Annotated in this window: 22 protein-coding genes; 7 read left to right on the top strand and 15 right to left on the bottom strand. The window is 73.6% G+C overall.

The features are described from left to right. Window positions 1–152: 152 nt before the first annotated feature. Window positions 153–1037, bottom strand: a complete 885-nt coding sequence (locus JOF41_RS03065; protein ID WP_189221911.1) for a methylenetetrahydrofolate reductase — start codon at window positions 1035–1037, stop codon at window positions 153–155. Between the two features lie 105 nt (window positions 1038–1142). Here JOF41_RS03065 and JOF41_RS03060 point away from each other — a divergent pair, with 105 nt between their 5' ends. The 3 genes from JOF41_RS03060 (at window position 1143) to mptB (ending at window position 5497) form a co-directional block, all read left to right on the top strand. Further along, window positions 1143–2213, top strand: a complete 1071-nt coding sequence (locus JOF41_RS03060; RefSeq protein WP_209615994.1) for a polyprenyl synthetase family protein — start codon at window positions 1143–1145, stop codon at window positions 2211–2213. A gap of 1 nt (window position 2214) precedes the next feature. Further along, window positions 2215–3723 carry a phytoene desaturase family protein gene (gene crtI / locus JOF41_RS03055; RefSeq protein WP_209615991.1) on the top strand — a complete coding sequence of 503 codons (1509 nt, stop codon included), beginning with the start codon at window positions 2215–2217 and terminating at the stop codon, window positions 3721–3723. A 292-nt stretch (window positions 3724–4015) separates the two neighbouring features. Next, entirely contained in the window at window positions 4016–5497 is a 1482-nt protein-coding gene (mptB, locus tag JOF41_RS03050) for a polyprenol phosphomannose-dependent alpha 1,6 mannosyltransferase MptB (protein WP_229795107.1), read from the top strand. Between the two features lie 83 nt (window positions 5498–5580). On the opposite strand, the gene JOF41_RS03045 is transcribed toward mptB, so the two are convergent. Further along, the gene (locus JOF41_RS03045) at window positions 5581–5946 is read right to left on the bottom strand and encodes an Rv2175c family DNA-binding protein (RefSeq protein ID WP_189221915.1); all 366 of its coding nucleotides are present in this window, start codon (window positions 5944–5946) and stop codon (window positions 5581–5583) included. 196 nt (window positions 5947–6142) lie between these two features. Between JOF41_RS03045 and JOF41_RS03040 the strand changes: the two genes are divergently transcribed. Continuing rightward, complete coding sequence (locus JOF41_RS03040; protein ID WP_443705456.1) at window positions 6143–8221, top strand: Stk1 family PASTA domain-containing Ser/Thr kinase; 2079 nt, start codon at window positions 6143–6145, stop codon at window positions 8219–8221. A gap of 83 nt (window positions 8222–8304) precedes the next feature. On the opposite strand, the gene JOF41_RS03035 is transcribed toward JOF41_RS03040, so the two are convergent. Continuing rightward, window positions 8305–9693 (bottom strand): class II 3-deoxy-7-phosphoheptulonate synthase, encoded by a 1389-nt coding sequence (locus JOF41_RS03035; protein WP_209615986.1) that lies wholly within the window; start codon window positions 9691–9693, stop codon window positions 8305–8307. Between the two features lie 65 nt (window positions 9694–9758). On the opposite strand from JOF41_RS03035, the gene JOF41_RS03030 reads away from it, so the two are divergent. Then, a complete protein-coding gene (locus tag JOF41_RS03030; RefSeq protein ID WP_209615983.1) occupies window positions 9759–10769 on the top strand; it encodes a DUF2891 family protein in 1011 nt (336 codons plus the stop codon). Window positions 10770–10814: 45 nt separating this feature from the next. Here the strand turns inward: JOF41_RS03030 and JOF41_RS03025 are convergent, their stop codons facing one another. The 3 genes from JOF41_RS03025 to JOF41_RS03015 form a co-directional block, all read right to left on the bottom strand. After that, window positions 10815–11840 carry a 6-phosphofructokinase gene (locus JOF41_RS03025; protein ID WP_209615979.1) on the bottom strand — a complete coding sequence of 342 codons (1026 nt, stop codon included), beginning with the start codon at window positions 11838–11840 and terminating at the stop codon, window positions 10815–10817. Between the two features lie 81 nt (window positions 11841–11921). After that, the gene (locus tag JOF41_RS03020; protein ID WP_189221920.1) at window positions 11922–12434 is read right to left on the bottom strand and encodes a polyadenylate-specific 3'-exoribonuclease AS; all 513 of its coding nucleotides are present in this window, start codon (window positions 12432–12434) and stop codon (window positions 11922–11924) included. A 22-nt stretch (window positions 12435–12456) separates the two neighbouring features. Then, the gene (locus JOF41_RS03015; protein ID WP_189221921.1) at window positions 12457–13185 is read right to left on the bottom strand and encodes a lysophospholipid acyltransferase family protein; all 729 of its coding nucleotides are present in this window, start codon (window positions 13183–13185) and stop codon (window positions 12457–12459) included. Between the two features lie 177 nt (window positions 13186–13362). Here JOF41_RS03015 and JOF41_RS03010 point away from each other — a divergent pair, with 177 nt between their 5' ends. After that, the gene (locus tag JOF41_RS03010; RefSeq protein WP_209615976.1) at window positions 13363–13818 is read left to right on the top strand and encodes a hypothetical protein; all 456 of its coding nucleotides are present in this window, start codon (window positions 13363–13365) and stop codon (window positions 13816–13818) included. Window positions 13819–13898: 80 nt separating this feature from the next. Here JOF41_RS03010 and JOF41_RS03005 read toward each other — a convergent pair whose 3' ends face one another. The 8 genes from JOF41_RS03005 to JOF41_RS02970 are packed head-to-tail and all read right to left on the bottom strand — an operon-like array spanning window position 13899 to window position 19867. Beyond that, entirely contained in the window at window positions 13899–14840 is a 942-nt protein-coding gene (locus JOF41_RS03005; RefSeq protein WP_209615974.1) for an anti-sigma factor RsbA family regulatory protein, read from the bottom strand. Continuing rightward, window positions 14840–15679, bottom strand: a complete 840-nt coding sequence (locus JOF41_RS03000) for an MEDS and STAS domain-containing protein (RefSeq protein ID WP_209615971.1) — start codon at window positions 15677–15679, stop codon at window positions 14840–14842. The genes JOF41_RS03005 and JOF41_RS03000 overlap by 1 nt, the downstream gene beginning before the upstream one ends. Before the next feature lie 31 nt (window positions 15680–15710). Continuing rightward, on the bottom strand, window positions 15711–16667 hold the full coding sequence (locus JOF41_RS02995; RefSeq protein ID WP_209624002.1) for an ROK family protein: 957 nt from the start codon (window positions 16665–16667) through the stop codon (window positions 15711–15713). An 8-nt stretch (window positions 16668–16675) separates the two neighbouring features. Then, window positions 16676–17020, bottom strand: coding sequence for a hypothetical protein (locus tag JOF41_RS02990; RefSeq protein WP_372448465.1), 345 nt, complete (start codon window positions 17018–17020; stop codon window positions 16676–16678). A 5-nt stretch (window positions 17021–17025) separates the two neighbouring features. Then, a complete protein-coding gene (locus tag JOF41_RS02985) occupies window positions 17026–18222 on the bottom strand; it encodes an ArsA family ATPase (RefSeq protein WP_189221926.1) in 1197 nt (398 codons plus the stop codon). Further along, window positions 18219–18653 carry an SRPBCC family protein gene (locus JOF41_RS02980; protein ID WP_189221927.1) on the bottom strand — a complete coding sequence of 145 codons (435 nt, stop codon included), beginning with the start codon at window positions 18651–18653 and terminating at the stop codon, window positions 18219–18221. Before JOF41_RS02980 ends, JOF41_RS02985 begins: the two co-directional genes overlap by 4 nt. 28 nt (window positions 18654–18681) lie before the next feature. Then, window positions 18682–19467: a metallophosphoesterase family protein gene (locus JOF41_RS02975; RefSeq protein ID WP_189221928.1), complete on the bottom strand. Its 786-nt coding sequence runs from the start codon at window positions 19465–19467 to the stop codon at window positions 18682–18684. Window positions 19468–19477: 10 nt separating this feature from the next. Continuing rightward, on the bottom strand, window positions 19478–19867 hold the full coding sequence (locus JOF41_RS02970; protein ID WP_209615965.1) for a polyketide cyclase / dehydrase and lipid transport: 390 nt from the start codon (window positions 19865–19867) through the stop codon (window positions 19478–19480). Window positions 19868–19969: 102 nt separating this feature from the next. Here JOF41_RS02970 and JOF41_RS02965 point away from each other — a divergent pair, with 102 nt between their 5' ends. After that, window positions 19970–21778 carry an AMP-dependent synthetase/ligase gene (locus tag JOF41_RS02965; RefSeq protein WP_209615962.1) on the top strand — a complete coding sequence of 603 codons (1809 nt, stop codon included), beginning with the start codon at window positions 19970–19972 and terminating at the stop codon, window positions 21776–21778. Between the two features lie 44 nt (window positions 21779–21822). Here JOF41_RS02965 and JOF41_RS02960 read toward each other — a convergent pair whose 3' ends face one another. Continuing rightward, window positions 21823–22278 carry a hypothetical protein gene (locus JOF41_RS02960; protein WP_209615959.1) on the bottom strand — a complete coding sequence of 152 codons (456 nt, stop codon included), beginning with the start codon at window positions 22276–22278 and terminating at the stop codon, window positions 21823–21825. Window positions 22279–22434: the final 156 nt, after the last annotated feature.

Raw genomic sequence — 22434 nt, 5'->3', positions numbered from 1 at the left:
CTTGACGCGTGTGGTTCGCCTCCGGCAGGTCATGCGGGGACGGCGCGACCCGCCATCCTCGGCGACCTGCCGCGCGGCGAGCGCACCCTTTGCTGGATAACCCAACCCCAACGACGAACTCGCGGTACCTGAGCGTTCGACTCGCGAGGGCGTCAGGCGCGGGCGGGGACCAGGCCCAGCCTGCCCACGACCTCCCTGGTGGCCTTGGAGCGGTTGAACGTGTAGAAGTGCAGCCCCGGCACGCCTTCGTCGAGCAGCCGCTGCCCCATCTCCGTCACCAGGTCCACGCCCGCGCGCCGGAACGCCACCGGGTCGTCGGCCCACGGTTCGAGCCTGCGCGCCACCGCCGGGGGCACCGGGGCGCCGGACAGCTCCACCGTCTTGGCCAGCGTGCGCGGCGTGGTCAGCGGCATCAGACCGGGCAGCAGCGGCACGTCGCAGCCCAGCGCGGCGACCCGGTCGCGCAGCCGCAGGAAGTCCTCCGCCTCCAGGAACAGCTGCGCGATGGCGAAGTCCGCGCCCGCGCGCAGCTTGCGCACCAGGTACCGGGTGTCCGTGTCCAGGTCGGCCGACCTGGGGTGGCCGTACGGGAACGCCGCCACGCCCACGCAGAAGTCGCCCAGCTCCCGGCACAGCCGGACCAGCTCCTCGGCGTAGGTCAGGCCCTGCGGGTGGGCCACCCACTCGCCGTGCGGGTCGCCGGGCGGGTCGCCGCGCACCGCCAGGATGTTGCGCACGCCCACCGCCGCGTACCAGCCGATCACGTTGCGCAGCTCGGCCACCGAGTGGTCCACCGCGGTCAGGTGCGCCATGGGCACCAGCGTGGTCTCCTGCACCACCCGGCCGGTGGTGCGGATGGTCCGGTCCCGGCTGGAGCCGCCCGCGCCGTAGGTGATCGACACGAACGCCGGGTCCAACGCTTCCAGTTCGCGGATCGCCCGCCACAGCACCAGTTCGTCTGCCTCGTCGCGGGGCGGGAAGAACTCGACGGAGAACGCGGGAGCCCGCCCGCTCAACCGCTCGACCACCGACGTCATGCTTCCTAGGGTAGAGGTCGGTCCGTTGCGTGGGAGAACTCTTTCACTTGATGGAACCAGGCCCCCGGTTGGCACCTCCGCCGCGGCAGAGGTGACGATAGGCGGGTGCCGCTCCACCCGTTGGACCTCGAACTGCCCAAGCACGTCGACGCCGCACTGGCGGGCTACCTGGCCGAACGGCGGGCGCTCGGCGAGCGGATGGAGCAGAGCTTCACCGGCGCGGTCGACGCGCTGGCCGACTTCGTCCTCGGCGGCGGCAAGCGCGTCCGCCCCACCTTCGCCTGGTGGGGGTGGCGCGCGGCGGGCGGCGACCCGGACGGCGAGCTGGCCCACCGGGTGCTGACCGCGGTCAGCTCGCTGGAGCTGATCCAGGCGTGCGCGCTGGTGCACGACGACCTGATGGACGCTTCGGAGACCCGCCGCGGGATGCCGACGGTGCACGTGCGCTTCGCCGAGGAGCACCGGCGGCGGGGCTGGCTGGGCGCGTCCGAGCGGTTCGGCCTGGCCGCCGCGGTGCTGATCGGCGACGTGGCGCTGGCCTGGGCCGACGACATGCTCTTCGCCGCGGGCCTGCCCACCGACGCGCTGCAGCGGCTGAGCCTGCCGTGGCGCGACATGCGCACCGAGATGCTGGCGGGCCAGTACCTGGACGTGCTGACCCAGGCGCGCGGCGACAGCTCGCCGGGCGCGGCGCTGAGCATCGACCGGCTCAAGACCGCCGCCTACACCGTGGAGCGCCCGCTGCACATGGGCGCGGCCATCGGCGGCGGCTCGCCGGAGCTGGTGGCGGGGCTGCGCGCGTTCGGCGCGGACATCGGCGTGGCCTTCCAGCTGCGCGACGACCTGCTCGGCGTGTTCGGCGACCCGGCGGTGACCGGCAAGCCCGCGGGCGACGACCTGCGCGAGGGCAAGCGCACCCTGCTGGTGGCGCTGGGCGTGGAATTCGGCGCGGACGTGCTGCACGACGCGCTTGGCCGCCCGGACCTGGACGCGGCCACCGTGGACGCCTGCCGGGCCCGGCTGGTCGAGGTCGGCGCGGTGCGGGCGGTCGAGGAGCGCATCTCGGCGCTGACCCGGTCCGCGCTGGAGGCGCTGGAGCGCACCCCGATGGCCGATCCGGTCGCCGCCGAGCGGTTGGCCGAGCTGGCGGTCAGCGCGACGAAGCGGACGCGCTGACGTGCGGCGGGTCTCCGGTCCCAGTGACCACGTCCTGGTGGTGGGTGCGGGTCTGGCGGGGTTGTCCGCCGCGCTGCACCTGCTCGGCGCGGGCCGCCGGGTGACCGTGGTGGAGCGCGAAGCCGTGCCCGGCGGCCGGGCCGGGCGGCTGGAGCTGGGCGGCTACCGGGTGGACACCGGGCCGACCGTGCTGACCATGCCGGAGCTGGTGGACGAGGCGCTGGGCGCGGTGGGCGAGTCGCTGGCCGACCGGCTGGAGCTGGCCCCGGTCGAGCCCGCCTACCGGGCGCGCTTCGCCGACGGCAGCGTGCTCGACGTGCACGCCGACGCCGAGGCGATGGAGGCGGAGGTGCGCCGGTTCGCCGGTCCCGCGCAGGCCGAGGGCTACCGGGCGCTGCGGGCGTGGCTGACCGAGCTGCACGAGGTGGAGCGGGACGCGTTCATCGGCGCGAACTTCGACTCGCCGCTGGACCTGCTCACCCCTCGGCTGGCCAAGCTGGCCGCGCTGCGCGGGTTCGCCCGGCTGGCCCCCTCGGTGGCCCGGTTCGTCACCGACGAGCGGCTGCAGCGGGTGTTCTCCTTCCAGTCGCTGTACGCCGGGGTGGCGCCGCGCCGGGCGCTGGCGGCGTACGCGGTGATCGCCTACATGGACACCATCGCGGGTGTGCACTACCCGCGCGGCGGGATGCGCGCGCTGCCGGACGCGCTGGCCTCGGCGGCGGTCGACGCGGGCGCGGACATCCGCTACGGCACCCAGGTCGCCTGGCTGGAGCGCATCGGCGAGCGGGTCACCGCGGTGCGCACCACGCAGGGCGAGCGCATCCCGTGCGACGCGGTGGTGCTCACCCCCGACCTGCCGGTGTCCTACCGGCTGCTGGGCCACCGCCCGCGCAGGCCGCTGCCGGTGCGCTGGGCGCCCTCGGCGGTGGTGCTGCAGGTGGGCACCCGGCGCCGGTGGCCGGAGCTGGCCCACCACACGCTGCTGTTCGGCCGGGCCTGGGACCGCACCTTCGACGAGCTGACCCGCACCGGTGAGCTGATGAGCGACCCGTCGCTGCTGGTGACCCGCCCGCCCGAGGACGACCAGGCGATGGTGGTGCTGGCCCCGTGCCCGAACCTGCGCACCGGCCCGATCGACTGGGAGCGGGTGGGCCCGGCCTACCGGGACGAGCTGGTGGGCGTGCTGGAGCGGCGCGGGCTGACCGGGTTCGACGCGGCGGTGGAGGTGGAGCGGCTGGTCACGCCCAGGGACTGGGCGGCGATGGGGCTGGCGGCCGGCACGCCGTTCTCCGCCGCGCACACGTTCACCCAGACCGGCCCGTTCCGCCCGCGCAACCTGGTCTCCGGGGTGGCGAACGCGGTGCTGGCGGGTTGCGGCACCACGCCGGGCGTCGGCGTGCCGCCGGTGCTGGTCTCCGGGAAGCTGGCCGCCCAGCGGATCACCGGGGCCGCGGGCGCGCGGCCGCCGCGCCGGGCGGCCAGGCCCTCGGCGCGCACCCCGCGGCCGTGAGCGCCGGAACCCGCCACACGGGTGAAACGGCCCGTGTGGCGGACACCCTGAGCTGTCGCCCCACCCGTTCGCCGGCCTCCTGAGGGCACGGTCGCGGCTCGCCCCGCACCGGACACGCCACGCGATCACTCACCCGAGTGATCTCCGACGTGCGAGGACTTCCTCGGCTGTTACGAGCCTGTGACGCGTGGCCACCGTGGCGTGCCGACAGCCGTCCGCGCTGTGCGACGATGTTGGCGCGATGGCCGCGACACCGTCCCTTCCCCGATCGAGCGCCGCCCCTGTCGAGCCGGTGCGGTCCGCCGCTACCCGCACACCGGGCGCGGCCGATCAGCCGGACCCCGGTGGCATCCCGGTGCGCACCATCCTGCTCGGCGTGGCGGGCGTCATGCTCATCGCGCTCGGCGGCACCGGCGCGGGCGCCATCCTCAAGCGCGACCCGCTGCTGGCCGACACCTCGCTGAGCTGGATCCGCTACGGCCACGGGCACGACCTGGCCACCGCCGTGCTGTACCTGGGCCTGGGCCTGGTCATCTGGGCGTGGACGCGGCTGGGCCGGATGGTGCGCGACCGGCACGTGGGCAGCACCGCCGTGCTGACCGCCGTGGTCGTCTGGACCCTGCCGCTGCTGTTCGCGCCGCCGCTGTTCAGCAAGGACATCTACAGCTACCTGGCGCAGGGCCAGCTGGCGCTCAACGGCCTCGACCCGTACACGGTCGGCCCGGCGGTGCTGCAGAGCCCGCTGTCGGACAACGTCAGCTGGGTGTGGCAGAACACGCCCGCCCCCTACGGACCGCTGTTCATGGTGCTGGCCGAGGGCGTGGTGTGGGCCACCGGCGGCGGCGTCATCGGCGGCGTGGTGCTGATGCGGCTGGTGCTGGCCGTGGGCCTGGCCCTGGTGTGCTGGTCGCTGCCGGGCCTGGCGCGGCACCTGGGCGGGCGGCCCGCGGTGGCGCTGTGGCTGGCCGCGGCGAACCCGCTGGTGCTGGTGCACCTCATCGGCGGCGCGCACAACGACCTGCTGATGGTCGGCCTGATGGCGGTGGGCGTGCTGTTCGTGCTGGACGGCAAGCACGTGCTGGGCGTGGCGGTGGTCACCCTGGCGTTCGCGGTCAAGGCCACCGCGGCGGTGGCGCTGCCGTTCCTGGTGCTGGTCTGGGCGGCCCGGCTGCCCGGTCCCCGGCGCGCCGCGCTGGGCAAGGCGATGGGCGCCTCGGTGGCCGTGTTCCTCGCGGTGTTCACCGCGACCACCCTGCTCGCGGGGCGCGACCTCGGCTGGATACCGGCGCTGCGCACCTCGTCGATGATCGTGAACTGGCTGTCGCTGCCCAGCGCGGTGGGTGACTTCGCGCACACTGCGGTGAACCTGTTCGTCCGGGTGGAGCCGGGTGTGTTCATGACCGTGGCCAGGGGCCTGGGCTCGGTGCTGCTGGTCTACATCGCCTGGCGGCAGTGGCGGGTGGCCGAGGACGGCGGGCCGGAGGCGGTGCGCCGGGCGGCGATCACCATGCTGGCCGTGGCGCTGCTCTCCCCCGCCACGCTGCCCTGGTACTTCAGCTGGCCGCTGCTGCTGGGCGCCGGGCTGGCCTGGACGGCCACCGGGCTGCGGGCCATGGCCTTCTTCTCCGTGTGGCTGCTGCTGGTGACCTTCCCCAACGGCGACACGGCGCTGTACTCGTGGGGCTACCTGGCGCTGACCGTGCTGGTCTCGGCGCTGGCCTCGGTGTCGCTGGTCAAGCCGGACCCGCTCAAGCTGTCCGGCCGCTACAGCTGAGGCCGAGCCGGGTGGCCCCGCGCGGGGCCACCCGGACGTCCGGTGTCGTCGGTGGTCTGCGGCTGGTCGTCGGAGAACCCGAGTCAGAAGCCCATGGCCTGCGCGCGCCGCTTGACCTCGCGGCCGCGGTCGCCGCGCAGCGCCTCGATGGGCGTGCCGGGCAGCGTGTCGTCCTCGGTGAACAGCCAGCGCAGGATCTCGTCGGTGGAGAAGCCGGAGTCGCGCAGCACCGTGATGGTGCCGGGGAGTCCCTTGACCACGCCTCCGGCGGCGAGGAACTGGGCGGGGACCACGAGGACGCCGTTCCGGCGCTCCGCCAGCAGCTGACCGTCGCGCAGCAGCTGGTGGACGCGGTTGATCGGCAGGCCAAGTCGCTCGGCGACCTCGGGCAGGTTCAGGACCTCCAGGTCGGGAGCCAGCACATCCGCAGCGGCAGGAATCGCACTCACGTGGGTCACGATGCCACAACGCCGGGAGGGACGCCCTGCGCCAACCGGGTGGTGGCGGGTACACCGGTCGGCCGGTTGCGCGGCACCCCCTCTTCTCTCCCGGTTCAGCGCGGCTTTGACGTCAATCCCACGTGCCGGGGACGATGCTCGGCGCACGGGGCGGTCCGGTTCCAGCCCCACCGTACGATCCACGGCTGTGGAAAGGTCGGCGACTAATGTGATCGGCGGGCTGCTCGAACAGCGCTACCGGGTTGGCGCCCTGGTCGCCCGAGGCGGCATGTCCACCGTCTACCGGGGCGTGGACACGCGCCTGGACCGGCCCGTGGCCATCAAGGTCATGGACCCGCAGCTCTCCGCCGACCCGGCCTTCGTGGCCCGGTTCGAGGGCGAGGCGCGGGCCGCGGCCAAGCTGCACCACCCCGGTGTCGTTGCGGTGCACGACCAGGGCGTGGACGAGGACCGGGTGTTCCTGGTCATGGAGCTGGTCGAGGGCGGCACCCTGCGCGACCTGCTGGCCGAGCGCGGCACGCTGGGCGTGCCGTTGGCGCTGACGGTCCTGGAGCGGGTGCTCGCGGCGCTGGCCGCCGCCCACCGGGCCGACCTGGTGCACCGCGACGTCAAGCCGGAGAACGTGCTCATCGGCCGGGGCGGTGTGGTCAAGGTCGCCGACTTCGGGTTGGCGCGGGCGATGTCCGGCCCCGGCATCACCACCGACGGCACGATCCTGGGCACCGTGTCCTACCTGTCGCCGGAGCAGGTCACCACCGGCGCGGCGGACGCCCGCAGCGACGTCTACGCGGCCGGGGTGCTGCTCTACGAGATGCTGACCGGCACCCCGCCCTACACCGGCGACAACGCCGTCTCCGTGGCCTACCGGCACGTGAACGACGACGTGCCCGCGGTGCCCGACGTGCCGCCGCAGGTGGCCGAGCTGGTGCGCCGGGCGACCCGCCGCGAGCCGTTCCTACGGCCCGCCGACGCCGAGGCGTTCCTGTCCGAGGTGGAGGCCGCCCGCGCGGAGCTGGGCATCACCCGCGAGGACGTGCCGGTGCCCGCGTCGGGGCTGGAGGCCAGGACCGTGCGGGTGCAGCCGGTGCGGGTGGACCCGGCACCGCCAGCCGCCCCCGCAGCCACCCCGACGGCCGTTCCCCCGGCTCCGGCCGGGAGCACCACCGGGGGCACCACCGGGGGCGCGACCGAGGCCACCGTCCGGGTCCAGCGGCCAACGCCGCCGGTCGGGGCGGGACCGATGGGCACCATGGCGATGCCGCGCACGGCACTCGCGCCGCCGCCGGTGGAGCAGGTGGTGCCCGCCGCCCCACCGGTCAAGCCGCGCCCCCGCCCGAAGAAGCCGCGCAAGACGCCCGAGCAGCTGCTGGAGGAGCAGCGCAAGCGCGCCAGGCGCAGGCTGGTCACCTGGGGTTCCGTGGCGGCCGCCGCGGTGCTGCTGGTGGGGATGGGCACCTGGTGGCTGGGAGCCGGGCAGTACACCACGGTGCCCAGCCTGGTGGGCCAGGACGAGGAGGTCGCGCTGGCGCTGCTGGAGGACGCCTCGCTGAAGAACCTGGTCAGCCTGGAGGCCAGCGACACCGCGCCCGTCGGGCAGGTGCTGCGCACCGATCCGGCCGCGGGCGCCGAGGCGCGGCGCGGCGACCTGGTGCGCCTGGTGGTCTCGCGCGGCAAGCCGGTGGTGCCGCAGATCCAGGCGGGCATCGAGGTGGACGCGGCGCGCGAGGAGATCGAGTCCGTCGGGCTCAGCGCCCGGCTGGACGAGCAGAAGGACGCCTTCAGCGACCGGGTGCCCAAGGGCAAGGTGGTCACCCTGGACCCGCCGCCGGGATCGCAGGTCTCGGTCGGCGCGACGGTGACGATCGTGGTCAGCAAGGGCTCCCAGCCCAAGCCGGTGCCCGACCTGACCGGCAGGACCAAGGACGAGGCGTTCGCCGAGCTGACCTCGCTGGGCTTCGAGCCGGTGGAGGGCCCGGCGGAGTTCTCCCCCACCGTCGACAACGGGCGGGTGGTGCGCACCGATCCGGGGGTGGGCACGAACCTGCCCCCCGGCCAGCGGCGGGTCACCGTGATCGTGTCCAACGCGGTGACCGTGCCCGACGTGGAGCGCAAGCGGGTCCGGGACGCCCGCAAGGAGCTGGAGGAAGCCGGGTTGGAGGTCGACGTGCAGTTCAACAACCGCGACCGGGCGACCGTGTTCAACCAGTCCATCCGCGGCGGGACGCGGGTGCCCGAGAAGACCCGCGTCGTGCTCATCGCGGTGTAGCACCGCGCCGCGCGCGTCGAACCCCGGGGTCCTGGGCGTTCGGCTCGCGCGTCCACGGGGGTGGACGCGCGAGCCGAACGAGGTCAGGAGCGGAGCATCTCCGCGACCAGGAACGCCAGCTCCAGCGACTGCTGGGTGTTCAGGCGCGGGTCGCAGGCGGTCTCGTAGCGGCCCGCCAGGTCGGTGTCGGAGATCTCCTGGGCGCCGCCCAGGCACTCGGTGACGTCCTCGCCGGTCAGCTCGATGTGGATGCCGCCGGGGTGGGTGCCCAGCCTGCGGTGCACCTCGAAGAAGCCCTGCACCTCGTCCACGATCCGGTCGAAGTGCCGGGTCTTGTAGCCGGTGGAGGACTCGTGGGTGTTGCCGTGCATCGGGTCGCACTGCCAGATCACCTGGTGCCCGGAGGCGGTGACCTTCTCCACGATCGGCGGCAGCACGTCGCGCACCTTGCCGTTGCCCATCCGGCTGATCAGCGTCAGCCTGCCGGGCTGGTTGTGCGGGTCGAGCCGCTCGACGTACTCCACCGCCATCTCCGGCGTGGTGGTCGGGCCGATCTTGAGGCCGATCGGGTTGGCCAGCAGCTCGGCGAACGCGATGTGCGCGCCGTCCAGCTGCCGGGTCCGCTCGCCGATCCACAGGAAGTGCGAGGACAGGTCGTAGAGCTTGGGCTGCTCGCCGCTGGTGTCCAGGCGCAGCAGGGCGCGCTCGTAGTCCAGCAGCAGCGCCTCGTGCGAGGCGAAGATCTCCGTGGTGTGCAGGGAGGTGTCGTTGACCCCGCAGGCGGACATGAACCGCAGGCCGCGGTCGATCTCGCCCGCCAGCGCCTCGTACCGCTCGCCCGCGGGCGACTGGCGCACGAAGTCCTTGTTCCAGTCGTGCAGCCGGTGCAGGTCGGCCATGCCCGCGGTGGTCATCGCGCGCAGCAGGTTCATCGCCGCGCCCGCGTTGGCGTAGGCGCGGATCATCCGCGACGGGTCCGGCACGCGCGCCTCGGGCGTGGCCACCAGCGAGTTCACGATGTCGCCCCGGTAGGACGGCAGGCCCAGCGCGTCGATGCCCGACGAGCGCGGCTTGGCGTACTGGCCCGCGATGCGGCCGATCTTGACCACCGGCAGGCTCGCGCCGTAGGTCAGCACGACCGCCATCTGCAGCAGGGTCCGGACGTTGGCGCGGATGTGCGGCTCGGTGTTGTCCGCGAACGTCTCCGCGCAGTCGCCGCCCTGCAGCAGGAACGCCTCGCCGCGGGCCACCTCGGCGAGGTTCTCGCGCAGCCGGTCGATCTCGGCGGGCACGGTGATCGGCGGCACGCTCTCCAGCACCGCGCGCACCCGGCGCACCTGCTCGGCGTCCGGCCACTCCGGCTGCTGGGCGGCGGGCCTGCCCAGCGCGTCGTCGAGGCGGGAGCGGAGCTCGGGCGGAAGGGGCGGGAGCTCGGGAAGCGTGTCAACGGGCACGTCCACGGTCCAGTTCACGTGTTAAAGAGTAGGCCGTCCACACTCAGAGACGGCTTCGGGTCTGCCCGGGCATGATGTGGCCCATGGTCGAGACCGGATGGGATGACGGCACGGCGGCGCGGCTGCTGGCGACCGCGGTGGACAACGTCCAGCGGAACTACCCCGTGCACTGGACGCACGTGATCCCCGACGACGCCGCGCTGGTGCCGCAGCGGGTGCTGCACCCGGTGTTCGCGGGCTCGCTGGACTGGCACTCGTGCGTGCACCAGGCGTGGCTGGCGGTGCGGCTGCTGCGGCTGCGGCCGGACCTGCCCGGCGCGGACGCGGCCCGCGCCGCGCTGGAGGCGCTGATCACCCCCGAGGGCTGCGAGGTCGAGGCGGAGTTCTTCCGGGGTCCGCAGGGCGGCTACTGGGAGCGCCCCTACGGCTGGGCGTGGCTGCTCGTGCTGGACGCGGAGCTGCGCACGTGGGGTTCCCCGCTGGCCGCGCCCCTGCGGCCGCTGGCGGAGGTGCTGCGCGAGCGGTTCCTGGCCTGGCTGGGCTCCGCCCGGCTGCCGGTGCGCACCGGCACGCACGGCAACACCGCGTTCGCGCTGGGCCTGGTGCTCGACGCGGCCCGCGCGGTGGGCGACGAGGAGCTGGCCGCGGCCTGCGCGGCGGCCGCGCTGCGGTGGCACCGCGAGGACGTGGGCTACGGCGGGTTCGAGCCCAGCGCGGGCGACTTCCTGTCCCCCGCGCTGACCGAGGCCGACCTGGTGCGCCGGGTGCTGCCGCCCGCGGAGTTCACCCGGTGGTTCGAGGCGTTCCTGCCCGCGCTGGAGGAGGCGCGCTGGAAGGTGCTGCGCGAGCCGGTGCCGGTGGACCAGCCCGACGACCCGTACGGCTCGCACCTGGTGGGGCTGGCGCTCTCGCGCGCCTGGCAGTGGCAGGCCATCGCCGCGGCGCTGCCCGCCGGGCACCGCTACGCGGAACTGGCCGCCGTCGCGGCCGGGGCGCACCGGGAAGCGGGCTGGCGGTACGTGTTCGGGCACGGCTACTTCGCCGAGCACTGGCTCGGCACGTTCGCCGCCTACCTGCACCTCGGGGCGTGCTGAGCGCGGCGTGGTGAGGGGGCGGGCCGCCCCCTCACCACGGGCGCGTCAGCCGAAGAAGACCTCGGCCTCGGCGTAGCGCTCCAGCGGCACCGTCTTCAGCTCCGCGGTCGCCTCGGACAGCTTCACGCGCACGATGTCCGTGCCGCGCAGCGCCACCATGACGCCGAAGTCGCCCTCGGCCACCGCGTCCACCGCGTGCAGGCCGAAGCGGGTGGCCAGCACCCGGTCGTAGGCGGTGGGGATGCCGCCGCGCTGGACGTGGCCCAGCACGACCGCGCGCGACTCCTTGCCGGTGCGCTGGGCGATCTCCTCCGCCAGCCAGGTGCCGATGCCGCCCAGCCGGACGTGGCCGAACGCGTCCTTCTCACCGGAGTGCAGCACCTCGCCGCCGCCCTCGGGGATGGCGCCCTCGGCGACCACGATGATCGGCGCGTACTGCTTCTCGAAGCGGCTCTTGACCCACTCGACGACCTTGTCGACGCTGAACTTGCGCTCCGGCACCAGGATGACGTTCGCGCCGCCCGCCAGGCCCGAGTGCAGCGCGATCCAGCCCGCGTGGCGGCCCATGACCTCCACGACCAGCGCGCGGTGGTGGGACTCCGCGGTGGTGCGCAGCCGGTCGATGGCCTCGGTCGCGATGTGCACCGCGGTGTCGAAGCCGAAGGTGTAGTCGGTCGCGCCCAGGTCGTTGTCGATGGTCTTGGGCACGCCCACGACGCCGATGCCGTCGTCGGTCAGCCGCTTGGCCACCCCCAGGGTGTCCTCGCCGCCGATCGCGATCAGCGCGTCGACGCCCTTGTCCGCGAGCACCGCGCGGATCTTGTCGACACCGCCCTCGACCTTGTACGGGTTGGTGCGCGACGAGCCGAGGATGGTGCCACCCCTGGTCAGGATGTCCTCGACGTCATCGAGCCCGACCGGCCGGGTCAGCCCCTCGATCGGTCCCTGCCACCCGTTGCGGAACCCCACGACCTCCCAGCCGTGGACCTCGATGCCCTTGCGGACCACCGCGCGGATCACCGCGTTCAGCCCTGGGCAGTCACCACCGCCGGTGAGCACACCGATGCGCATCTGCTTAGCCCAATCTCTCTAGTGGCGTTGGTCACCCAAGACTGTCACGGCCTGGATCGGTGCAGCAACAGGGGGTCCCGCTCAGCGGACGGCGAACCCCCGGCGCAGCCGCTCCTGCTCGATCACCTTCCAGCGCGCCAGGTTGTGCCGCGCGTCGGCCAGCGCGTCGTGCGCGTCGGCGGGCGGGGCGGGCAGCCGGGGCTTGCCCACGTCCTCCCAGCGCTGCCTCAGGTCGCGGGTGAACCGGGGCAGGCTGCGCGGCAGCGCGGGCATCGCGCCCCACAGCTGCGCCAGCGCCACGTGGTCGTAGGCGGCGAACCAGGCCCACAGCTCGATGTCGTCCCGGTTGGCCTTGGCGCCGCCGAGGAACTCCAGCAGGTCCTCGCGGATGCGCTTGCGGCTGCGCCAGGCCGGGTCGGCGGGCGGCGGGAGCTGGTTGAGCACGTTGGCGCGCACCCAGGGACCGGCCTTCTCCGGGTCGAACTCGGTGGAGACGGCGTAGAACTCGCGGCCCTCCTCGTCCACCACGCCGATGGACACGAGGTCGATGGTCACCCCGTCCTCGATGAACTCACAGTCGTAGAAGAACCGCACCACTCCAGCCTAGGGGTGCCGGTCAGCCCGCTTTCGACTCGGGCAGCCGATCCGCCGCCCGCGCCTGCTCCGGACCGCCCGCCTCCTTGGCCTTGGCCGCGTAGACGTCGACGTACTCCTGACCGGACAGCTCCATCAGCGCGTACATGATCTCGTCGGTGATGGAGCGCAGCACGAACCGGTCGCCGGACAGCCCGGCGTAGCGGGAGAAGTCCAGCGGCTTGCCGATCTTGATGCGGATCGGGTACGGGCGCCACATCTTCGAGCCGATGGGGTTGGCCTTGTCGGTGCCGAACATGGCGACCGGGATGACCGGGGCGCCGGACTCCAGCGCGATCCAGGCCACGCCGACCTTGCCCTTGTACAGCCGCCCGTCCGGCGAGCGGGTGCCCTCGGGGTAGATGCCCAGCAGCTTGCCCTCGCGGACGATGCGCACGCCGGTGTCCAGCGCGCCCTGCGCGGCCGAGGCGCTGGACCGGTCGATGGGCACCTGGCCGACGCCGGAGAAGAACCAGCGCTGCAGCGCGCCCTTGACGCCCTTGCCGGTGAAGTACTCGATCTTGGCGGGGAAGGTCACCCGCCGGGACAGCTTGAGCGGCAGGAAGAAGGAGTCGGACACGGCGAGGTGGTTGCTCGCCAGGATCGCGCCGCCCTCCTTCGGGATGTTCTCCGCGCCCTCGATGATGCGCGGGCGGAAGAACAGGTTCAGCAACGGCCCGAGAAAGATGTGTTTCAACAACCAGTAGAGCACCGCTGGAAGCGCCTCCTCGACAACCGTGATCCCCGCGCCAGCCTACGGAGCCGGAGGCGTGGGGCACAACGAAGCCCCGTCCTTGCCCGCCGGAGTGGTCCGCAACACGCGGGTCCCGTGCGACGATGGACGGCGGCAGGGATTTCGCCTTCACGACCGGAGGGCTTGGGCACGCCGATGAACTCCCGACGCGACTCGACCGACGGTCCGGAGGACGTGGACGCTGCCTTCGCCGAGATCGCGGCGGGGCTGGCCCGCGAGGGCGTGGGCCGCGACTGGCCCGACGAGCCGGACGAGGACGAGGCCGAGCCCGCCCCGATCCGCCCCGAGGGTCAGCCCGCGGTGGCCACCGCCGAGGTCGACCCCGACGAGGTCCCCGACGACCCGGACGACCACTACGTGCCGCCGGAGCCGCCCCCGCTGCCCGCGCTGCGGCCGGGGACGATCGCGGCGCTGGCGGTGGTCCTGCTCGGCGTGGCGCTGCTGATCGTGCCGGGGCTGTTCGGGGTGCCCGCGCGGATCAGCGCGCCGCTGGCGCTGGTGGTGCTGTGCTCGGGCGTGGCGTGGCTGATCCTGCGCATCCGCAACGGCCCGCCGCCGGATTCCGGCTGGGACGACGGCGCCCAGCTCTGACCTGACCCCACCGCGTCGGCAAGTACTACCCGACGCCCGCGATCGGGCCCGTTGCCACTACCCGTGCGCTCGATCGGGGGTTAGAGAACGCCCGCGGTGAAGCGGATGGTGTAGCCCTCTTCGTCGTGGGTCATGGCCACGTCGCGGCAGGTGCGGTGGGCGATCCACAGGCCCAGGCCGCCCGACGCGCTGTCCTCGGTGGGCACCAGGCCCACCAGCGGGTCTTCGGGACCGGGTCCGCCGTCGGTCACCGCGACCACCACGCGCGCCGCGTCGGCCCACACCCGCAGCCGCACCGGCGGCTTGCCGTGGCACAGGCCGTTGGTCACCGCCTCGCTGGCCGCGTAGACGATGTCGTCGCGCTCGTCCTCGCCCAGCGCCACGCCGTCGCACACCCGCTCCACCGCCCGCCGGGCCTCGGCCGGGCTCGGGTCCAGCAGCTCCACCCTCGGTGGCCGGGACTGCAGCGGGTGCGGTCGCCAGGCTGGCCAGCGGCCGAACGGGTCGAAGCCGGGGTTGGCCAGGTGCTGCCCGTCGGGCCGCGCCACGTGCGGGTGGGTGCGCAGGACGTCGTCCACCACCTCGGCGGGCGTGGTCCGCAGGTCGTACGGGCACAGGCCCCACAGCGGGAACTCGCCGAACACCCGGTTGGCCGCCGCCTCGTAGCGCGCCCACCAGTCCCACGGCGCGCCCGTGCCGGGGTGCGGGACGTCGCCGATCACCCGGATCTGCGCCACGCCCGCGGCCGCGTGGTCGGCGAACATCCGCCGGTAGTTCAGGATCGCCTCGGTGGGCCGCGCGTACTGGTCCGCGCCCGGCAGGAAGGTGATCCCCCGCACGTCCGACAGGGCGGCGCGCAGCAGCCGCTCGTTGGCCGCGCCGCAGGCCACCAGGGTGGGCTCGCCCGCGCGCAGGCCCTCCTCCAGGAAGGGCACCACCAGGCCGAGGAAGTCTTCGTCGTCGCGGTAGAACGCGGTTTCGTGGAAGTAGCCCACGTGATCGCGGGCCGCACCCGTTCGCATCAGGCCGCCTCCACCCGGACTCCGGGCACCCCCAGCAGCTCCACCAGCCGAGCCGCCGACGACAGGGCGGTGCGCAGCACCACCTCGGAACCGGTGCGCAGCCCCTCCCCCGCCAGCGCGAACAGCGCGCGGTGGTCGATGAAGTCCAGCTCGCGCGCGTCCAGCACCAGCTCCCCGCCGACCGGGCGCAGCCCGGCCCGGCGCAGCGCGGCGGGGAAGCGCTCCCGGCTGTCCAGGTCCAGCTCCCCGGCCAGCGCCACCTCCGACGCCGAGGTCGCGTACAGCCGGAACGGCGGCGCGTCCGGGCCGCTGGCCGGGTGCATGCAGGCGAGGTTCCCTATGGCTTCCTCGGACAGCTCATGCCGGTCGTAGGCGCACATCGCCGCGAACGGCCTGCCCGCCATGTACCGGTCGACCTGGTGCTCGTAGCGGCAGAACGCTTCCAGGCTCGCTTCGGTGCGCACCATCGGCGTGGCCTCCGCGGCCACCCGCAGGCCGGTGTAGCCGTCGGCCAGCGCCTGATCGGTGGCGGCGGCGTAGGCGGCGACCTGGTCGGCGGGGGTGACCACTTGACCGGACCGGTAGGTCTCGCCGATGGGGTGCAGCTGCAGCGCGCCGCGCTCCAGCGCTTCCGCCGCGCCGGGCAGTTCGTCGAGGTGACCGCGCATGACCTCGTCGTCGGAGTCCGCCACGTACCAGGCGCGCTGGCCCAGCGCCAGGCCGTCCGCGAGGAACTCGACGGCCCGGCGGCGGAAGTCCGCGGGGTCGTCGTAGGGCCAGCAGACGTGGTCGTGCAGGCCAAGTCCTCGAACGGCGTCCAGGACGCCAGCCGTGCGCATTGCACCGATCTTACTCGCGCGTAGTACCGGATCAACGGGCGCGGGCGTCGCGCGCGGGCCTGCCCGCCACGTCGCGGGCCAGCGTGGCGGCGCCGACGATGCCCGCGTCGTCGCCGAGCTGGGCGGTGCGGATGCGCGCCAGCGGGCGGTGCCCGGCGCCGGTCACCACCGCCGCGTACCGCTCCCGCGCGTCGTCCAGGAACAGCGGCGCGGACTCCGAGACCCCGCCGCCGATCACCACGACCTCCGGGTCGTACACGTCGGCCACCAGCGCCAACCCGTCGCCCAGCCACCGGGCCAGGTCGGCCATCGCGCGCTGGGCCAGCGGGTCGCCGTCGCGGGCCGCGCCCGCCACCCGGCGGCCGGTGATGGCGCGGTAGTCGCCCAGCGCCTCGCGCGCCATGACGGTGGACATGCCGGGGTGGCGGGCCAGCAGCTCCACCGCGGTGGAGCTGAGCGCGGTGCCGCTGCAGTACCGCTCCCAGCAGCCGTTCTTGCCGCACGGGCAGGGCCTGCCGCCGGGCACCAGGCGCAGGTGGCCCAGCTCGGGGGCCACGCCGTGGGCGCCGCGGAAGACCTCGCCGTCGACCAGCAGCGCCCCGCCGATGCCGGTGCCCAGCGCGACCAGCACGGCCACCCCCGCGCCGCGCGCCGCGCCGAACCGGTGCTCGGCCAGCGCCGCGGCGTTGGCGTCGTGCTCCAGCACCACGGGCATCCCGACCCGCCGGGAGATCCGCTCGGCCACCGGGGCCTGCCGCCACGCCAGGTGCGGGGCGAACCGGACGGTGCGCCGGTCGGAGGCGACGAACCCGGCCACCGCCAGGCCCACCGCGCTGACCCGGTGCCGCCCGGCCAGCTCGGCCACGGCCGCGCCGATGGCCTCCTCCAGCGCTTCCTCGCCGCTGGGGGTGGCGGCGCGGGCGGTGTCCAGCACTGCGCCGTCGCCGTCCACGACGCCCGCCCGCACGCTGGTCCCACCGACGTCGATGCCGATGGTCAGCACCGGCCGCCCCCGGCGCGCGCGGTCCGGACCACCGGGATGTGCTGCACCCTGGGCCGCCGCGACTGGGCGGCCTCGGACTCGGGACCGGCGGGGTCGGGCGCGGGTTCGGCGAGCGCCGCGCGCAGCACCGCGATCAGCCCCGACAGGTGCTCGGCGGCCTTGGCGGCCAGCTCCGAGCGGTCGCCTCGGACCAGCGCCACGGCGTTGCACAGCGGGCACCACCCGCAGGCGCGGGGGTCGTGCCCGCCCTCGGCCACCCGGTGCAGCCACGGCTGCGCCCGCTCGGCGGCGGCGTCCAGCAGCAGCCGCAGCTCCTCCACCAGCTTGGCATCGGCCACGGGGCTCACCGCATCCACAGCTCTGGGTCGGGGGCGAAGCGCACCGCCAACCCGGTCTCGTCCAGTTCCGCGCCGGTGACCAGGCACCGCCGCAGCAGCGGGGGCAGCGCGATCAGCTTGCGCCTGCCGTCCAGGGTGATGGCCAGGTCGTCGCCGACGCGGGCCAGGTCCAGCTCCGAGTCGCCCACCGCCAGCGCGACCCTGAGCACGTAGTCGTCGTCCTCGCGGACCAGCTCGACCAGCGGGGTGCGCGGACCGCCGCCCTCCAGCGGGTCGTCGTCGCCGTAGAGGCCCCTGGCGATCTCCAGCAGCGCGGGCAGGCCCACCGGCTCGGCCGCGCGGTGCTCGACCGTGCGCACCCGGCCGGTGCCCAGGTCGGCCAGCTCCGCGAGCACGGCGTGCTGCTCGGCGCGCCGGGTGCGCAGCCAGTCCGCCGCCGGGCCCGCGCCGGTCCCCGGATCGGGCACCAGCCGGTTGGCCACCACGCCGTCGACCCGGATGCCCTGCAGCGCCAGCGCGGTGACCGTGCGGCGGGTCTCCGCGGCCACCACCCGCTCCGGGGTCAGCACCAGCCGCACCGCCGTGGTCGGGTCGGTGAGCAGGTCGCGCAGCCGCTCCAGGTTCTCCGCCAGCCTGCCCAGCGCGTCCGCCGTGGCGTCCCAGCGCTCGGCGGTGCCGCTGCCCGCGACCCCGGCCAGCAGCCCGCGCACCACCCGCCGGTGGGTCGGGAACAGCCGCTCCAGGTAGCCCGCGAACGCCTCGGGCAGGGCCAGCAGGCGCAGGGTCTCGGCGGTCGGGCCGCAGTCGACGACCACCGCCTCCCACGGCCCGGTTTCGGCCAGGCGCCGCACCTCGGCCAGCGCCAGCAGCTCCTCCACGCCGGGCAGCACGGTCAGCTCCTCGGCGTCCAGCTCGTCCACGCCCGCGCCCGCGAGCACGGTGCGCAGGTGCCCGCGCAGCTCCCGCCAGGCGCCGTCGACCAGCGCGCGGGGGTCGACCAGCGCGGCGTGCAGGCCGTGGTCGACCTCGGTGGGCTCGGGTCCCAGCGGCACGTCCAGCGCGTCACCCAGCGAGTGCGCCGGGTCGGTGGACACCACCAGCGCCTTGCGCCCGCCCGCGGCGAGCCGGGCGGCGGTGGCGGCGGCCAGGGTCGTCTTGCCGACCCCGCCCTTGCCGGTGAACAGCAGCAGACGCGCGCTCATCCAGCGTTTTCCACCCGGCGCTTGAGCTCCTTGAGCGCCGTGTCCATGATCATCTTCTCGGCCTTGCGCCGGAACAGCCCGATCATCGGCACCACCAGCTGCACCGACAGCGTGTAGGTCACCTCGGTCGCCCCGCCCCGAGCGGTGAGCCGGTAGCTGCCCTGCTGCGACTTCTGCATGGTGCCCCGGACCAGCTCCCAGGACACGCCGTCGTCGGCCCACCGGTAGGCCAGCACGTACTCGTCCTTGATCGGCCCCTGGTCGATGTTGAACCTCACCTGCGCGGGGCGGCCGTCCGGCCCGGTCTCCAGCACCTCGGTGCGCTTGATCCCGTTGGCCCACTCCGGGTACGCGGCGAAGTCGGCGATCACCGCCAGCACCTGCTCCGGCGCCGCGTCGATGACGATGGACTGGGTGGACTCGTCGGCCATGCCGGGCAGGCTACCCGGTGCGGCGGGATCACCAGCGCAGCACGTGGGGCGTGCCGCGGCGCTGGAAGTGGCCGACGTTGACGCACTCGGTCCAGCCGATCCGCACCCGCCGCGCCATCGGCTGGTGCACGTGGCCGAACACCGACCAGCGGGGCCGGTCGCGCTCGATGACCTTGAGCAGCGAGGTGGACCCCAGCTCGGCCCGGCGGGCCACCACGTCGTAGGTCAGCTCGGCCACCGCGGGCGGGACGTGCGTGCACAGCACGTCCACCTCGCCCAGCCCGGCCAGCGCCGCGCCGAACTCCTCCTCGGTGCGCAGGTAGGGGTGCCACGGGCCGCCGCGGCGGCGCACGTAGCCGGACGCCAGGATCGCGCCGCCCGCGAACCCGAACCGCAGCCCGCCGATCTCGGCGGTCTCCCCGTCGAGCATGTGCAGCCCCTCGCGGGCGAACAGCGGCCACAGCTCGGGGTTGTCGACGTTGCCCGGCGTGGCGTAGGTGGGGGCGCTCATGGCCGCGAACAGCTCGGTGTACTGCTCCAGCACGGCCTCGCGGACCACCTCGGCGGCGTTGTCCAAGCCCGCCCACAGCGACCGGATGTAGTGCGAGGCCTCGCCCATCCGGCCGCGCCGCAGCCGGGCGAACACCTCGACCTTCTCCGCGCCGAAGACCCGGCCCAGGATGCCGCCGCCGTGGTCGTGGTAGTCGACGAAGTCGACCAGGTCTCCCAGCACGACCAGCGCGTCGGCCCCGTCGCCCGCGCGGGCGAGGGCCTCGGCGTTGCCGTGGACATCGGACACGACGTGAACCCGCACCCCCGCGAATCTACGGCAGCGCGGGCGGCACACCGGGCTCGCGACCCCGTTCCAAGGTCATCTTCAACCCCAGCGAGACGCCCTTCGCGGCCAGCTGACGGCGGCGCACCTCCCGCCGGACCCGCCGCGGCGAGGCCTCCCCCGGCAGGTCCGCGCGCAGGAAGTAGTGCAGCAGGGTGCCGTCCAGCACCGGCTCCAGCCACACCTCCATGGTGCCCACCAGCGCGCCCCCCACCGTCCAGCGCAACCCCTGGCTGCCCCGGTCGAGGTAGACGTCCAGAATGAGGTCCGGCCACAGCCGCGTCCACGCCTCCGGTGGGGCGAACGCGGCCGCGACCGCCTCCGGAGGCACCGCGAGAAAGGTCTCGTCCACCACGTCCACGCTCGGCACAGCTGGCAAGAGTGCCACGACACGGTCACGGAACAGGGCCCCGGCCTGGTGTATCGCCGGAATCACAAGCTAAGTTTCCCCACCGGTAACAAACGACACCCGGAGGTCGACGTGCGCGAGTTCAGCGTCCCCGCCACCGCCACTGTGGCTCCCGAGGAGAACCTCACCGACATGGTGTGGGCGAACGCGGAGCGCTTCGGCAACGCCGTCAGCTTCCGCCGCCGCGTGGACGGGACCTGGGTCGACGTCACCGCCCGAGACTTCGCCGCGCAGGTGATGGCGGTGGCCAAGGGGCTGCTCGCGGCGGGCCTGGAACCGGGTGACCGGATCGGCCTGATGTCCAAGACCCGCTACGAGTGGACGCTGCTGGACCTGGCGATCTGGCACGCGGGCGGCGTGGTCGTGCCGATCTACGAGACCTCCTCGGCCGAGCAGGTCGAGTGGATCCTGTCCGACTCCGGGGCCAAGGCCGTGTTCGTGGAGACCGCCGCGCACCGCGACACCGTGGACTCGGTGGTCGCCGGGCTGCCCGAGGTGCGGCACGTGTGGCAGGTCGAGGGCCCGGCCGCCGGTGCGTCGGGCGCGGTCGACGAGCTGACCGCGCTGGGCGCGGACGTCTCCGACGAGGACGTGCACACCCGGCGCAGGCTGGCGGGCGCGGACGACACCGCCACCCTGGTCTACACCTCCGGCACCACCGGCAGGCCCAAGGGCTGCGAGCTGACCCACCGCAACCTGCTCGCCGAGATCCGCTCCGACATCGCCGCGTTCCCGCAGCTGATGCAGGCGGGCAACTCGCTGCTGGTGTTCCTGCCGCTGGCGCACATCCTGGCCCGCGTGATCGCGCTGTGCGGCGTCTACACCCGCGTCACCCTCGGCCACACCCCCGACGTGAAGAACCTGGTCGAGGACCTGGGCACGTTCCGCCCCACGTTCGTGGTGGCCGTGCCGCGGGTGTTCGAGAAGGTCTACAACGGCGCGAAGCAGAAGGCGCACGCCTCGGGCAAGGGCAAGATCTTCGACGCCGCCGAGGCGACCGCGGTGCAGTACAGCGAAGCGCTCTCGGCGGGCGGCCCCGGCCTGGGCCTCAAGCTCAAGCACGCGCTGTTCGGCAAGCTGGTCTACAGCAAGCTGCAGGCCGCGCTGGGCGGCCGGTGCATCGCCGCGGTCTCCGGCGGCGCCCCGCTGGGCGAGCGGCTGGCGCACTTCTTCCGCGGCGTGGGCGTGCCGGTGCTGGAGGGCTACGGCCTGACCGAGACCACCGCGGCGGCGTGCGTGAACACCAAGTCCGCGTTCCGGGTCGGCACGGTCGGCAAGCCGGTGGGCGGCACGTCGGTCCGCATCGCCGACGACGGCGAGGTGCTGATCAAGGGTGACGTGGTCTTCCGCGGCTACTGGAACAACGAGGCCGCCACCAAGGAGTCGCTGGAGGACGGCTGGTTCCACACCGGCGACCTCGGCAAGCTCGACGACGAGGGCTTCCTGAGCATCACCGGCCGCAAGAAGGAGATCATCGTCACCGCGGGCGGCAAGAACGTCTCCCCGGCCGTGCTGGAGGACCGGCTGCGGGCGCACCCGCTGATCAGCCAGTGCATGGTCGTCGGCGACGCGCAGCCGTTCATCGGCGCGCTGATCACCATCGACCCGGAGTTCTTCCCGGCGTGGAAGGAGCAGAACGGCAAGCCGGAGTCGGCGACCGTGGCCGACCTGGTCGACGACGAGGCGCTGCGCGCCGAGATCCAGGCCGCCGTGGACGAGGCCAACCAGGCCGTCTCCAAGGCCGAGGCGATCAAGAAGTTCCGCATCCTGCCGGTGGACTTCACCGAGGCGGGCGGCGAGATGACCCCCAGCCTGAAGCTGCGCCGCTCCGTGGTGGCCAGCACCTACAAGCAGGACATCGAGGCCATCTACACCAGGTGAGCGTCGAGTGAGGAACGGCCGCCGGAATATCCGGCGGCCGTTTTTCACGTGATGGGGGACCTGGGCGCTTCCAGCACTCGGTGCAGGTAGTAATTGCGCTCCTGGTGGTCGACCAACACTCGGAAACCAGCCTCCTCGAGCACGCCGAACATCGCCCTGATGATGACTTCAGCGGCGACGCTCACGTAGCTGATCAGACCCTCGGGCTCCTGGTTGAGCACTTTCTCGGTAAAGCTCCGACTATCTTGCACGGGGGCGTGCCAGTCCAGGGCGACGCCGTACGGCTCTATCTCGTGCACCAACACGTGGCCACCAACCGGCTCCGATTCCAGTATCTCAGCGGACAGGACGGTCACCGGAAACCCCATACGGGCCAGTTCCACACGAACCTGCTCCGCCAATTCACGCCATGATTCGATCGCATCCACCGGAGCTCGATAAACGAGCACCGAATCGTCCGCGAGGTGAGCCTCTTTGTAGAAGCGGAACGGGTCGGTCATAGGTTCGAACCCTACCCAAGTCGTCGCACTATGACAACAAATTAAAACGGATCACTCGCGCAACTCGCCTCTGGCGAGCCTGGATTCCACCGAAGTGTGCCAGCGCAGTTCTACCCCAACGGGTTAAACCCGCGTGAGCGTGGATTCGGGGAACGG

Source organism: Saccharothrix coeruleofusca, assembly GCF_017876325.1.
GTDB classification, from domain to species: domain Bacteria; phylum Actinomycetota; class Actinomycetes; order Mycobacteriales; family Pseudonocardiaceae; genus Actinosynnema; species Actinosynnema coeruleofuscum.
Note: the sequence above shows the minus strand (reverse complement) of the source record. Positions and strands in the feature narration are given on the sequence as shown.

Excerpts from the sequence above, each read along its gene's own strand:
- JOF41_RS03065 (WP_189221911.1), bottom strand. The coding sequence starts at position 1,037 with ATGACGTCGGTGGTCGAGCGGTTGAGCGGGCGGGCTCCCGCGTTCTCC.
- JOF41_RS03030 (WP_209615983.1), top strand. The coding sequence starts at position 9,759 with ATGGTCGAGACCGGATGGGATGACGGCACGGCGGCGCGGCTGCTGGCG.
- JOF41_RS03025 (WP_209615979.1), bottom strand. The coding sequence starts at position 11,840 with ATGCGCATCGGTGTGCTCACCGGCGGTGGTGACTGCCCAGGGCTGAAC.
- JOF41_RS03010 (WP_209615976.1), top strand. The coding sequence starts at position 13,363 with ATGAACTCCCGACGCGACTCGACCGACGGTCCGGAGGACGTGGACGCT.
- JOF41_RS03005 (WP_209615974.1), bottom strand. The coding sequence starts at position 14,840 with ATGCGAACGGGTGCGGCCCGCGATCACGTGGGCTACTTCCACGAAACC.
- JOF41_RS03000 (WP_209615971.1), bottom strand. The coding sequence starts at position 15,679 with ATGCGCACGGCTGGCGTCCTGGACGCCGTTCGAGGACTTGGCCTGCAC.
- JOF41_RS02985 (WP_189221926.1), bottom strand. The coding sequence starts at position 18,222 with ATGAGCGCGCGTCTGCTGCTGTTCACCGGCAAGGGCGGGGTCGGCAAG.
- JOF41_RS02980 (WP_189221927.1), bottom strand. The coding sequence starts at position 18,653 with ATGGCCGACGAGTCCACCCAGTCCATCGTCATCGACGCGGCGCCGGAG.
- JOF41_RS02960 (WP_209615959.1), bottom strand. The coding sequence starts at position 22,278 with ATGACCGACCCGTTCCGCTTCTACAAAGAGGCTCACCTCGCGGACGAT.